This is a genomic window from Acidothermus cellulolyticus 11B, from assembly GCF_000015025.1.
Classification (GTDB): Bacteria; Actinomycetota; Actinomycetes; order Acidothermales; family Acidothermaceae; genus Acidothermus; species Acidothermus cellulolyticus.
This window is the reverse complement of sequence record NC_008578.1, coordinates 1,555,487-1,567,804: the sequence shown is the minus strand read 5'-3', so window position 1 is coordinate 1,567,804 and position 12,318 is coordinate 1,555,487. Positions and strand designations below refer to the sequence as shown.

The 12,318-nt window shown below is 68.3% G+C and carries 12 protein-coding genes; 9 read left to right on the top strand and 3 right to left on the bottom strand.

Annotated elements, in window-relative coordinates:
• The first annotated feature begins 3 nt into the window (after positions 1-3).
• A complete protein-coding gene (locus ACEL_RS07240; protein WP_148204678.1) occupies positions 4-843 on the top strand; it encodes an inositol monophosphatase family protein in 840 nt (279 codons plus the stop codon).
• Between the two features lie 261 nt (positions 844-1,104).
• Positions 1,105-1,407, top strand: a complete 303-nt coding sequence (locus ACEL_RS07235) for a DUF4193 domain-containing protein (RefSeq protein ID WP_011720239.1) — start codon at positions 1,105-1,107, stop codon at positions 1,405-1,407.
• Here ACEL_RS07235 and ACEL_RS07230 read toward each other — a convergent pair.
• Positions 1,374-1,925, bottom strand: coding sequence for a DUF3093 domain-containing protein (locus ACEL_RS07230; RefSeq protein ID WP_011720238.1), 552 nt, complete (start codon positions 1,923-1,925; stop codon positions 1,374-1,376). The genes ACEL_RS07235 and ACEL_RS07230 overlap by 34 nt on opposite strands.
• 192 nt (positions 1,926-2,117) lie before the next feature.
• On the opposite strand from ACEL_RS07230, the gene dut reads away from it, so the two are divergent.
• From dut to ACEL_RS07215, 3 genes are all read left to right on the top strand, one after another.
• Complete coding sequence (dut, locus tag ACEL_RS07225; protein WP_011720237.1) at positions 2,118-2,633, top strand: dUTP diphosphatase; 516 nt, start codon at positions 2,118-2,120, stop codon at positions 2,631-2,633.
• Complete coding sequence (locus ACEL_RS07220) at positions 2,633-3,322, top strand: DUF3710 domain-containing protein (RefSeq protein WP_011720236.1); 690 nt, start codon at positions 2,633-2,635, stop codon at positions 3,320-3,322. Before dut ends, ACEL_RS07220 begins: the two co-directional genes overlap by 1 nt.
• 75 nt (positions 3,323-3,397) lie before the next feature.
• Positions 3,398-3,799 carry an OB-fold nucleic acid binding domain-containing protein gene (locus tag ACEL_RS07215; RefSeq protein ID WP_011720235.1) on the top strand — a complete coding sequence of 134 codons (402 nt, stop codon included), beginning with the start codon at positions 3,398-3,400 and terminating at the stop codon, positions 3,797-3,799.
• 50 nt (positions 3,800-3,849) lie between these two features.
• Here ACEL_RS07215 and ACEL_RS12830 read toward each other — a convergent pair whose 3' ends face one another.
• Both ACEL_RS12830 and ACEL_RS12825 read right to left on the bottom strand, forming a co-directional pair.
• Positions 3,850-4,551 (bottom strand): potassium channel family protein, encoded by a 702-nt coding sequence (locus ACEL_RS12830; protein ID WP_011720234.1) that lies wholly within the window; start codon positions 4,549-4,551, stop codon positions 3,850-3,852.
• Between the two features lie 90 nt (positions 4,552-4,641).
• Positions 4,642-5,316: a potassium channel family protein gene (locus ACEL_RS12825; RefSeq protein ID WP_011720233.1), complete on the bottom strand. Its 675-nt coding sequence runs from the start codon at positions 5,314-5,316 to the stop codon at positions 4,642-4,644.
• A 272-nt stretch (positions 5,317-5,588) separates the two neighbouring features.
• Here ACEL_RS12825 and ACEL_RS07200 point away from each other — a divergent pair, with 272 nt between their 5' ends.
• The 4 genes from ACEL_RS07200 to acnA all read left to right on the top strand — a co-directional run bounded on the left by ACEL_RS07200 (position 5,589) and on the right by acnA (position 12,177).
• A complete protein-coding gene (locus ACEL_RS07200) occupies positions 5,589-7,613 on the top strand; it encodes an APC family permease (RefSeq protein WP_011720232.1) in 2,025 nt (674 codons plus the stop codon).
• On the top strand, positions 7,610-8,803 hold the full coding sequence (locus ACEL_RS07195) for a class I SAM-dependent RNA methyltransferase (protein ID WP_011720231.1): 1,194 nt from the start codon (positions 7,610-7,612) through the stop codon (positions 8,801-8,803). The genes ACEL_RS07200 and ACEL_RS07195 overlap by 4 nt, the downstream gene beginning before the upstream one ends.
• The gene (locus tag ACEL_RS07190) at positions 8,800-9,234 is read left to right on the top strand and encodes a DUF6941 family protein (protein ID WP_041834997.1); all 435 of its coding nucleotides are present in this window, start codon (positions 8,800-8,802) and stop codon (positions 9,232-9,234) included. Before ACEL_RS07195 ends, ACEL_RS07190 begins: the two co-directional genes overlap by 4 nt.
• Positions 9,235-9,396: 162 nt before the next feature.
• The gene (gene acnA, locus ACEL_RS07185; RefSeq protein WP_011720229.1) at positions 9,397-12,177 is read left to right on the top strand and encodes an aconitate hydratase; all 2,781 of its coding nucleotides are present in this window, start codon (positions 9,397-9,399) and stop codon (positions 12,175-12,177) included.
• Positions 12,178-12,318 lie beyond the last annotated feature (141 nt).

Here is a 12,318-nt window from a genome sequence, read left to right as displayed (position 1 = left end):
GCGATGGGCGCGGACGTCGCCGAGCTTGCCGCCCTCGCGGTGGCCGTCGCCCGGGAGGCCGGGGAATTTCTGCGCACCGGATCGGACCACGCCCTGGAAATCGCGACAAAGTCGAGCCCGACCGACGTGGTCACCGAAATGGACACCGCCGCCGAGCAGCTAATCCGCCGGCGCATTCACGAAAGGCGTCCCGCGGATGACATCCTCGGCGAGGAGGGCGGGGGCGGTGCCGCATCGGGAGCCGGCGGTGTCCGGTGGATCGTGGATCCCATCGACGGCACCGTCAATTACCTGTACGGCATCCCGCAGTGGGCGGTGTCGATCGCCGTTGAGGTGGACGGCGTGATCGTCGCAGGGGTGGTCTTCGACCCTTGCAAGGACGAGCTCTTCACCGCGATCCGTGGCGAGGGCGCCCGGTTGGGCGACCGGCCGGTCCAGGTCCGGGAGTGTCATGAGCTGGGGCAGGCGTTGGTGGGCACCGGATTCGGGTATGCGGCCTCCCGACGCGCCCGGCAGGCGGAGGTGCTGACCGGCGTCCTTCCCGTCGTCCGCGACATTCGTCGGTTGGGTTCCGCAGCGCTGGACCTGTGTGCGGTGGCCTGCGGCCGGTTCGACGCGTATTTTGAGCAGGGTCTCAACCTCTGGGATTTCGCCGCAGCGGGTCTCATCGCCGCCGAAGCCGGCGCCCGGGTCGCCGGCCTCCGTGGCGCGCCGCCGTCCAATCGGCTCGTGCTGGCCGCCACCCCAGGGATCTTCGACGCGCTGCAGGAGCTGCTGGCGGCGCTGGGCGCCGATGAGGTCGAGACGCACGACAGTGCGTCGCCACTCAGCTACTTTGCGTAGATTTTTGCAGAAAACCAGCGACTTTTCTCAGGAAGACAGGCAACCGTCCGATGAGTCCCGGCGATCATATCCGCGCCGGCCAGCGGACTGTGACCGGTCTCACGCAGGTGTGGAGTGCGCGGCGAGTCGCCGTCGGCGGCGAAGTCGTGGCAGAATCTGCCCCTCGGATCGGGCACAACCCGAGCCGTTTCGGCGTTACATTGCGCGCCACCGTCTCATCACGGTAGGCACGAGACGACCAAAGAAGCGAGGACGACCGCTATGGCGACCGACTACGACACCCCTCGTAAGGTCGACGACGACCTCGGCGAGGACAGCCTGGAAGAGCTCAAGGCCCGGCGCGCCGACCGGCAGACCGGCCTGTACGAAGGTGACGAGGCCGAACTGGCCGAGTCATTTGAGCTTCCTGGCGCGGATCTTTCGAACGAAGAGCTCACCGTCCGGGTGCTGCCTCGGCAGGCCGACGAGTTCACCTGCACCCGGTGCTTCCTCGTTCATCACCGCAGCCAGCTGGCGATCAGCGACGGCAATCAGATGATCTGCCGGGAGTGCGCGGCCGCCTGAACCTGCGTCAGTGCTGCAGCCAACGCCGCGGGTCGCTTCGTTGCGACGACCCAATACGGCTCCGGCCGGCCGGGCGTTTCGATCTGTACCGCCTCGTGCAGCCACGGCAGGAGCCGAAGGACGGCGTCCGCGCGGGCCTGCGGGCCGGTGATCAGCCGCATTGCGTTCCGGTCCAACACCCGGACCCGGCCGATGTGCGCGGCCGGGAGCGTGGACCGGCCGACCCGCAGGCCGGCGGCAGTGACGTCGATCGTGGAGCGGGACGCCGTCCCGAAGATCACAACCAACAGCAGAAACGACGCGACGAGGCCGCCGACGGCCATGCCGACGGTGGGCCGGCGCGAGAACTCCGGGCCGAAGACGACGACAATCTCCACGCTTGGTACGACGAAGAGCGCTCCGACAAGCCACCACCACCACGGCACCCGTCGGTGCTCTCGATACCGCAGGCTCTCGTCGCCGGGTGGCGCATGCTGCCGGCCGTCGGCAGCGGGGTCGGAAGCGAACTCGCCCGGCATGCTCCCTAGGCTACGAGCGGCGCCGGCCGCCGGGTGCGCTGCAGCGGCAGGAGCGCCGTGGCACCGGGTGTGCTGCAGGCCGCGCAGACCGGTCAGCGTCGGCTCTCGCGGCGGCAGGCCAGCAGCGCGGCAACAGGTCAGCAGCGCGGCGGTGTCGAGCGTGATGCGACGGTGCGAAGGAGGACCCGGAGGATGGATGAGCCGAGCCCGTCTCCTGATGTGCTTCCGGTCCTGATCCAGCGGCTGGACCCTGAGGTTCCGCTTCCGGCGTACGCCCACCCGGGGGACGCCGGCGCGGACCTGGTCACGACGATCGACGTGGCACTGGCACCCGGCGAGCGTGCCGTCGTCCCCACCGGGATCGCGATTGCCCTTCCCGACGGGTACGCCGCGTTCGTGCATCCGCGGTCCGGGTTGGCCGCCCGCTGCGGCCTCGGACTGGTGAACGCTCCAGGCACGATCGACGCGGGGTACCGCGGGGAAATCAAGGTGATCGTGGTCAATCTCGATCCACGGGAGGCGATCCAGCTGCGCCGCGGTGATCGGATTGCCCAGCTGGTGATCCAGCGGGTCGAACGTGCCCGGTTCGTCGAAGCGGAGGTCCTGCCGGGCTCGGAGCGTGGCACCGACGGGCACGGTTCGACCGGCGGATTCCAGGATCGCCGCTCCGTAGCGGACCCAACCGTGGTCCCATCGGGAGGACTCTGATGGCGCTGTTCCGGCGACGCCGCGACGAACCGGATCTCGAGGCGAGTCTTGAGCCGGGCGATGAGGTGGCCGATGAACGGCCGGCCGACGGCGAACCGGCCGGCTCGTCCGACGCGCGGACAGCGTCCACCTCGCCCGATGCGATGCGCCGTCCGTTGGACGCCGGCGAAGTGGGGCCGGACGCCGACGCCACCCTCACCCGGCTGGATCTCGGCGCGCTCCGGGTCCCGGTCGTCCCCGGTGTCGAGGTGCGGGTCGAGCTGAACGAGCAGCGTCAGCCGATCGCCGTCAGCCTCGTGTCACCGCGTGGTGGCGTACAGCTCATCCCATTCGCCGCGCCGCGGGGGGAAGGGGTCTGGGACGACGTCCGGCGGGAAATCGCCGAACTGGTCCGGCAGGGCGGTGGGTCGGCCCGCGAGGTCACCGGCCCGTTCGGACCGGAACTGGCTGCGACCGTCCGGCAGGTGACTCCGGAGGGCCGCGAGGTGACCCAGCCTGTGCGGTTCGTTGGTTTTGACGGTCCGCGATGGTTCTTGCGGGCAACGTTCAGCGGACCGGCGGCGACCGACCGGAGTGCCGCGGATTTGCTGGAACAGCTGGTCCTGCGGGTGGTCGTCGTCCGGGGCGGTGAACCGATGGCGCCGCGGGATCCGCTGCCGCTTCGGCTGCCGCCCACCCCGCATGTCTAGGCGTGAGGCACTGTCGCGATCAACGATCTCACCCTGCGGAGACTGTCCGCAGCGGGCGCGTAGGCTTGATACCTGATGGGAACACGGAATGATCGGGACGGCGGTCTCCTGCGCCGCGTGCTGCACCGTTTGACCAGCTCGGAGTTGGAGCTGGACGCCGAGGAGCATCAGGAACTGGCCCGGGAAACCGGTTGCACCCCCGTCGGGGACTCTCCGGACCGGGTTCCGGTGACCCTCGTCGGCATGCTCCGGACAGTGACCATTCAGCCGCAAGGGCAGGCACCCGCGCTGCAAGCCGAGCTGTGGGACGGTACGGGCAGTGTGGACATCGTCTGGATCGGACGGCGGCGTATCCCGGGCATCGAGCCGGGGCGGAGTCTGAAAGTCGAAGGGCGGATCACCCGTCGCGAGGACGGCCGTCGAGTGATCTTCAATCCGCGGTACGAATTGCTCTCCGCGCACGCACTCCGCAGCTGATCAGCACGACGTGCCGACGAGCGGCGGTGTGGCGCACGCGACGGTGACGCTTACCGTGCGCCGGCGGCGGCCGCCTGGTCGGACGGGGGCTGCGAACCACGGAGCAGCAAGGCACGGAGCTGTTCCTCCACTTCCGGGGCGGCGACGAAGAGCAGCTCGTCGCCGCCCTCGAGTGGATCGTCCGGGCTGGGTACGATGACCCGTCCGTCGCGGAGGATGACGACGAGCGCGGTGTCCGGCGGCCACGAAACGGAGCCGACCCTCTTGCCGATCAACGGTGCGCTTGGCGGCAGGGTCCACTCGACGAGGTTCGCCTGGCCGCGGCGGAAGGTCATGAGCCGTACGAGATCTCCAACGCTCACGGCTTCCTCGACCAGTGCGGAGAGCAGACGCGGGGTGGACACCGCGACATCCACCCCCCAGGACTCGTCAAAGAGCCATTCATTGACCGGGTCGTTGACGCGCGCAACCACCCGGGGGACGCCGTACTCCGTCTTCGCCAGCAGTGACACCACCAGATTCACCTTGTCGTCGCCGGTGGCGGCGACCACGACATGGCACCGGTCGAGTCCGACTTCGTCGAGGCTGGCGATTTCGCACGCGTCGGCGAGCATCCACTCCGCGCGGGGGATGGCGTCGACGTCGATGGCCTTGCTGTCCTTGTCGATGAGGAGTACTTCGTGGCCGTTCTCCACCAGTTCCGCGGCGATGGACCGGCCGACAGCTCCCGCGCCGGCAATCGCTACTCGCATCGGGGACACCTCGGTTCTGGGTTGGTGTGTGGGCGATTCTGCCCGGCGTTGGCGTGCGGACGATTACGCCCTGCGCTGGCCTGCGGACGATTACGCATGTTCCCGCTCTGCTTCCCGTGGCCGGCCCAGGATCTCGGCCGCCTCGCGGAGGTGGGTCTCCGGGGCCAGCAGGTAGACGAGGTCGCCCTCTTGCAGCACGGTCTCCGGCGTCGGCAGAACCCCGGCGCCGAATCGGGTGACAAATGCGATCCGGGCGCCGGCGGCCCCTTCCAATTCGGTCAGCGGACGGCCGATCCACGAGGGATCGACGTGGACTTCGCCGAGCGCCATCGTGCCGGTCGGGTCCCGCCACACGGTCTGCAGACCGGAGGGCAGCAGTCGGCGCAGGATCTGGTCGGCGGTCCACTTGACCGTCGCGACGGTAGGAATGCCGAGCCGCTGGTAAATCTCGGCGCGCCGGATGTCGTAGATGCGGGCGACCACGTTCTCGACGCCGAAGACCTCACGCGCCAACCGGGCCGAAATGATGTTCGAGTTGTCGCCGTTGCTCACGGCGGCGAATGCGCTCGCGTGCCGGATGCCGGATTCTTCGAGCACGCTTCGGTGCAAGCCGAAACCGTGGACTTTCCGCCCGCGGAAATCCGGCGGCAATCGGCGAAAAGCGTGGGCGTCCTGGTCGATGATGGCGACCGAGTGACCCAGCCGTTCCAGGCTGTTGGCGAGGGTGGCGCCTACCCGGCCGCACCCGAGGATTACCACGTGCACGGTGTCTTGTCGCCTACTTTCCGGTGCTCTCTTTCAGGATGGCGCAACCCGCGCTCACAGGTCGGATGACGCAACCCGCGCTCACGGGTGCCGTTGCGCCGCCGCCGTCGACCGTCATCGGATGGCCGCCTGACATGGTGGACTCCTTCGGGGTGCCGGCGTGTCGCGAACCGGGTCCATCGTGGCACGCGCTGGGCCGGAGGTCGGCAAGACCCCGATGTTCTGGAGCTGCCGCGCACTGCGCGCGGAGACCGCTCGCTACCATCGTCCGCGTGCCCTTTCCCGGCGGCGTCCTCAAACGGCTCCTCGTCGGCCGTGCCCTCCGCAGTGACCGGCTCGGCGAAACCCTGCTGCCGAAGCGGATCGCGCTGCCCGTCTTCGCCAGCGACGCACTCTCCTCAGTCGCGTACGCACCCGATGAAATCTTCCTGACCCTCTCGGCGGCCGGCTTCGCGGCGTACGCCTTCTCGTGGAAGATCGCGATTGCGGTGGCGGTGGTCATGGTGACTGTCGTCGCGTCCTATCGACAGACCGTCCGGGCCTACCCGAACGGCGGCGGCGACTACGAGGTCACCAGCCACAACCTCGGCGCGACCGTCGGGTTGGTGGTGGCAAGCGCGCTGATGGTCGACTACGTGCTGACCGTCGCCGTCTCCATCTCCTCCGGGGCTGACTACGCCGCCTCGGCGATTCCTTTGCTCAAGGGGCATACGGCGGCGCTGGCTGTCGGCCTTGTCGTCGTTCTGATGGCCATGAACCTGCGGGGGATACGGGAATCCGGTACGGCATTCGCCATTCCGACGTACGCGTACATGATCGGTGTCCTAGGCATGGCGCTGGTCGGCTTCGTCCGGGCCGCGCTCGGCACCCTGCCGCAGGCGGAGACGGCGCGGATACCCGTGCCGCCGTCGACGGAATTTCCGCACGGTCTGACCGGCCTGCTGGGGGCGTTCCTCATCCTCAAGGCTTTCTCTTCGGGCAGCGCCGCGCTCACCGGTGTCGAAGCGATTTCCAACGGCGTACCGAATTTCCGCGAACCGAAGTCCAAGAACGCCGCCACGACGCTGCTCCTGCTCGGGACCATCGCCGTCACCATGATGTTCTCGGTCGTCGTGCTGGCTCGGATCACCGACGTTCACCGCTTCGCCGCCCGGCAGGATCCGATCATCAGCCAACTGGCCAAGGCGGCGTTCAGCGGATTTTCGCCGGGCTTCTATTTCGTCGCGACCGCGACGGGCGTCGTCCTCGTAATGGCGGCCAACACCGCGTTCAACGGTTTCCCGGTGCTTGGGTCGATCCTCGCCAAACACGGGTATTTGCCCCGGCAGTTGCAGAACCGTGGGGACCGGCTGGCATTCAGCAACGGCATCATCTTGCTGGCTGGGTTCGCCGTCCTGCTCATCGTCGTCTTCGACGCGCAGACCACCCGGCTCATTCAGCTGTACATCGTCGGCGTGTTCGTGTCGTTCACCGCGAGCCAGATCGGCATGGTGCGGCATTGGAACCGGCACTTGCGCACGGTCACGGACGCGGCGGAACGGCGCCGGATGATTCGCTCTCGCGCCATCAACGCGTTCGGCGCCACGATGACCGGGATCGTGCTCTTCGTCGTGCTCGTCACCAAATTCCTCGCCGGGGCGTGGATTTCGGTCGCCGCGATGTCGGTGATTTTCCTGACGATGCGCGGCATCCGCGGTCATTACGACGCGGTGAGCCGGGAGCTCTTCGCGAATCTGGACGCCGAAACGGCGCTGCCGGCGCGGGTGCACGCGATCGTGCTGCTGTCGAAGCTGCACAAGCCGGCGCTGCGGGCTCTTGCCTATGCGCGGGCGACCCGCCCGTCGGTCCTGGAGGCGGTCATCGTCGACGTCGATCCCGAAGAGACTGCGGCGCTTGTTCAGGAGTGGGAGCAGCGGGGCATTCCCGTGCCGCTCAAAGTGCTTGCCTCGCCGTACCGCGAAATCACCCGGCCCATCGTGGAATATCTACGGAGCATCCGGCGCCGCAGCCCGCGGGACGTCATCACCGTGTTCATCCCCGAATACATCGTCGGCCGGTGGTGGGAGCAGCTTCTGCACAATCAGACCGCGTTGCGTCTCAAGGGCCGGTTGCTCTTCACCCCGGGGGTGATGGTGGTGAGCGTGCCGTACCAGCTCAAGTCGTCGGAACGGCTGACGGCGCAACTGGAGGACGCCGCGACCTGGTGGCACACGGCCACCGCATCGCCCACCGACCTACCGGCCGACGGCAGGCCCCCGGTGGAGCTTCCGACTCGTCCCGGCCCGCCCGAATCGTGAGCGCTGTCGGAGACCGCCTCGAGCTCACGATCGGTCCGGTCGCTCACGGCGGGGTCTGCGTCGCCCGCCATCAGGGGCGCGTGGTCTTCGTCCGGCACACGCTGCCCGGCGAACGGGTCGTCGCGCGCCTCATCGACGTCCGGTCGCGATTCGCCCGGGCTGACGTGATCGACGTCCTGGACCCGTCGCCGCACCGCGTTGCTCCGGCCTGTCCGTACGCAATTCCCGGCGGCTGCGGGGGCTGTGATTGGCAGCACGCCGAGGCCGCGTACCAGCGGCAGCTCAAGTCGACCGTCGTTGGCGAGCAGCTCACCCGGCTTGCCGGCCTGCAGAGAGAGGTGGCCGTCGAGCCGACCGGCACCGACCTCGGGTGGCGGACCCGCGTCCAGTTCGCGGTCGACGACCAGGGCCGGGCCGGTTTCCATCCCTGGCGGTCGCACGCCGTCCTTCCGGTCGAGAGGTGCGCCATCGCGCACCCGGCGGTTGAGGCGCTCGACATCGAAGGACGGCGGTGGCCGGCGGCCCGGGCGGTCGAGGCGGCGGTCGGCGTCGCAACGGGCTCGCACAGCGTGCTCGTGACCCGGTCGGACGGCCGCCGGCGGCTGATCGGCGACCGTCGGTTGATCGAAGTGGTCCGGGGCCGCCGGTTCCGCCTCCGGCCGACGACGTTCTGGCAGGTGCACCCGGCGGCGGCCGACCTGCTGATCGGGGCGATCGTGTCGGGCGTGACGCCGGCTCCCGGCGAGCGGGTGCTCGACTTGTACGCTGGCGCCGGGCTCTTTGCCGCATTCCTCGCGGAGTCGGTCGGGTCTTCGGGTCGGGTCGTCGCGGTCGAGGGCGATCGCGGCGCAGCCGCTGATGCGTCCGTCAACCTCGCCGAGTTCGATACCGTCGAGGTTCGCCGGGCGGACGTTGCGGAGTTCCTTGCCGCGGCGGCCGACCGAGGGGAGCGGTTCGATATCGTCGTCGCCGATCCGCCGCGGACCGGTCTCGGGCCGCCGAATGCGCGGCGCATCTGCGCACTCCGGCCCCGGGCGATCGGGTACGTCGCCTGCGATCCCGCGGCATTGGCCCGTGATCTCGCCGTCTTCAGCGAGGCGGGCTACCAGGCGGTCTCGGTGCGGGCGTTCGATATCTTCCCTCAGACCCACCACGTGGAATGCGTGGCTATTCTGCGCCCGGAGCCATGATGCACGCGACCCTGCTGTTGTGCGACGCCGCCGAGGTGGATCCGGCCGGCAAAGTGCACATGCTCGGCGCTGGCTGGACTGTGGTCGGCGCCGGTCCCACCGGCGCGCTGCCTGGGCAGGCTGTCGTGGTCCTCGTGCACGTGCCGTGGCATCGGACCGGTGAAGACCACCTGCTGCGGCTCAGCCTGGAGGACGCCGACGGGCGGGCCGTGCTGGCCGGCGCGCCGGAGAATCCGCAGCCGCTGGTTCACCAGCAGGCATTCCGCGTGCAACGTCCGCCGGGGGCGCCGGAAGGCATCACGATCGACGTTCCGGTGGTCGTGACGATCGGCCCGGGTCTGGTGCTGCCGCCGGGTCGTTACGCGTGGCGGTTGGAAATCGACGGTGAGACCCGGGAGGACTGGCTGGTCAGTTTCCACGTCCGCGCCTGACCGGAGACTCGCGTGACCGCGGACGCAGCCGACTTCCGCGCCTGACCGCGGACGCGCCCCACGGACGCGCGTGACCGCGGACGCAGCGATCGGCCCGCCCGTCTCGAGAGCAGCGGGGATAGGCTCGAACCGCGTTGATGGTCGCCGTGATGAGGAGGCATCGTGACAGAGGCGAACAGCTTCGGCAGTCGTAGCACGCTTGCGGTGGGCGATGCACGGTACACCATCTATCGGCTGGACGCCGTTCCGTCGGTCCATCGGCTGCCGTTTTCCTTAAAAGTGCTGCTGGAGAACCTGCTGCGCACCGAGGACGGTGTCAACGTCACGGCCGACCATATCCGCGCGCTGGCGAATTGGGATCCGGATAAAGAGCCGGACACCGAAATTCAGTTCACCCCGGCGCGCGTCCTCATGCAGGACTTCACCGGCGTACCGTGCATCGTTGACCTGGCCGCGATGCGGGAGGCGATGGTCGCCCTCGGCGGCGATCCGAAACGGATCAACCCGCTCAGCCCGGCGGAGCTGGTCATCGACCACTCGGTCATCGCCGACGTGTACGGGCGTCCCGATGCGTTCGTGCGCAACGCCGAACTCGAATTTCAACGCAACCGGGAGCGGTACCAATTTCTCAAGTGGGGGCAACGGGCGTTTGACAACTTCAAAGTTGTGCCGCCCGATACCGGAATTTGCCACCAGGTCAATCTCGAATACCTGTCCCGAGTGGTCTTCGACCGAGACGGTGTCGCGTATCCGGACACGTTGGTCGGCACCGACTCGCACACGACCATGGTCAACGGGTTGTCGGTCCTCGGGTGGGGAGTCGGCGGCATCGAGGCAGAAGCGGCGATGCTCGGCCAGCCGATCAGCATGCTCATTCCCAAGGTGGTCGGGTTCCGGGTGCACGGTGAGCTCCCGGACGGGGCGACCGCGACCGACCTGGTCTTGACCGTCGCGGAAATGCTGCGCCGGCACGGCGTCGTCGGGAAATTCGTCGAATTCTACGGCCCGGGCGTCGGGAACATCCCACTCGCCGACCGGGCGACCATCGGGAACATGAGCCCCGAGTACGGCTCAACCTGCGCGATTTTCCCCATCGACGACGAGACGCTGCGGTACCTGCGGTTCACCGGGCGCAGTCCGGAGCGGGTGGCGCTTGTTGAGGCATATGCGAAAGAGCAGGGACTCTGGCACGACCCGGAGCACGAACCGGAGTTCTCCGAGCGGCTGGAGCTCGACCTGTCCACCGTTGAACCCTCCATCGCCGGTCCGAAGCGTCCGCAGGACCGCATTCCGCTGACGGGCGCGAAGCGTGCATTCCGGTCCGCGCTGCGGAATTACGTCACCGATGAGCCGGCCGACGGTTCGCTGGACGAAGGGCTGGCGGAGTCCTTTCCGGCGAGTGATCCGGTCGCCGTTGAACACGAGCATCCGGGGGACAAGCCGCGGGTTGTCGCCAGTGCAGCGCAGGGCAGTAATGGGCGGCCGAGTAAGCCGACCCTGGTCACGCTCTCGGACGGCACGACTGTTGAACTGGACCACGGCGCGGTAGTGATCGCAGCGATCACCAGTTGCACGAACACGTCGAATCCCTCGGTGATGATTGGCGCGGCGCTGCTGGCGAAGAAGGCGGTCGAGCGCGGCCTGACTCCCAAGCCGTGGGTGAAGACGACCCTCGCCCCCGGGTCGAAGGTCGTTATGTCGTATTACGAGGCGGCCGGGCTGGTGCCCTACCTGGAGAAGCTGGGTTTTGCCCTGGTCGGTTACGGGTGCACCACGTGCATCGGCAATTCCGGTCCGCTCGACGAGCCGCTGTCACGGGCCATCAACGAATCCGAGCTTGCGGTCGCGTCGGTCCTCTCCGGCAACCGGAATTTCGAGGGACGGATTCATCCGGACACCAAGCTGAATTACCTGGCGTCACCGCCGCTTGTCGTCGCCTATGCGCTGGCCGGCTCGATGGACGTCGATCTGACCACCGAGCCGCTCGGCATCGGCGCAGACGGCAACCCCGTGTATCTTCGCGACATTTGGCCGAGTGAGCAAGAAATTTCCGAGGTCATGGGACGGGCGATCGAGTCGCGGATGTTCGTCGAGAGCTATCGGGACGTGTTCGCCGGTGACGAGCGGTGGAACAGCCTGCAGGTGCCGGACGGCGAACTCTTCGTCTGGGACGAGACGTCGACGTACGTGCGCCGTCCGCCGTACTTCGATGGGATGACCCCTGAACCGGCGCCGCTCGCGGACATTGTCGGCGCCCGCGCCTTGGTGATGCTTGGCGATTCGGTCACCACCGACCACATTTCCCCGGCCGGCTCCATCAAACGGGATTCTCCCGCCGGGCGGTATCTGATGGAGCACGGCGTGCAGCCGAAGGATTTCAATTCGTACGGTTCGCGCCGGGGCAACCACGAGGTGATGATCCGCGGGACGTTCGCCAATATCCGGCTGCGGAACCTGCTTGCCCCCGGAACCGAGGGAGGTGTCACCCGCCATCTGCCGGACGGGGAGCTGATGACGGTGTACGACGCCGCGATGCGATACGCCGCCGAGGGGGTGCCGCTCATCGTGCTCGCCGGAAAGGAATACGGGTCCGGGTCGTCGCGGGACTGGGCGGCCAAGGGGACGGCGCTCCTCGGCGTCCGAGCCGTCATCGCCGAATCGTTCGAGCGGATTCATCGCAGCAACCTCATCGGGATGGGGGTGCTGCCGCTGCAATTCGTCGACGGCCAGAACCGGGAGAGCCTGGGCCTCACCGGCGAGGAGACCTACACCATCGCGGGGCTGGCCGGCGCGGACCATATTCCGCGTCAGCTCGTCGTCCGCGCGGATGACAAAGAGTTCCCGGTGATCGTCCGGATTGACACCCCCGGAGAGGCCGAGTACTACCGGCACGGCGGGATCCTGCCGTACGTCCTGCGGTCGATCCTGGCCCGCCCGGCGTGACGGCGGCGGCCGCTGGTCCGGCCGCCTGGCCGCCGTGGCCTGCGCTGCAGAGCCGGTCCGGCCGCCGGGCCGGCCGTCTCGCCGGGGCGGTGCGTCGCCGAAACCCGGTCCGGGGCTGCCCCGATGGGTCAAGTTCCACTA

Excerpts from the sequence above, each read along its gene's own strand:
- ACEL_RS12830 (WP_011720234.1), bottom strand. The coding sequence starts at position 4,551 with ATGCGAGTAGCGATTGCCGGCGCGGGAGCTGTCGGCCGGTCCATCGCC.
- ACEL_RS07235 (WP_011720239.1), top strand. The coding sequence starts at position 1,105 with ATGGCGACCGACTACGACACCCCTCGTAAGGTCGACGACGACCTCGGC.
- dut (WP_011720237.1), top strand. The coding sequence starts at position 2,118 with ATGGATGAGCCGAGCCCGTCTCCTGATGTGCTTCCGGTCCTGATCCAG.
- ACEL_RS07240 (WP_148204678.1), top strand. The coding sequence starts at position 4 with ATGGGCGCGGACGTCGCCGAGCTTGCCGCCCTCGCGGTGGCCGTCGCC.
- ACEL_RS07190 (WP_041834997.1), top strand. The coding sequence starts at position 8,800 with ATGATGCACGCGACCCTGCTGTTGTGCGACGCCGCCGAGGTGGATCCG.
- ACEL_RS07215 (WP_011720235.1), top strand. The coding sequence starts at position 3,398 with ATGGGAACACGGAATGATCGGGACGGCGGTCTCCTGCGCCGCGTGCTG.
- ACEL_RS07220 (WP_011720236.1), top strand. The coding sequence starts at position 2,633 with ATGGCGCTGTTCCGGCGACGCCGCGACGAACCGGATCTCGAGGCGAGT.
- ACEL_RS07230 (WP_011720238.1), bottom strand. The coding sequence starts at position 1,925 with ATGCCGGGCGAGTTCGCTTCCGACCCCGCTGCCGACGGCCGGCAGCAT.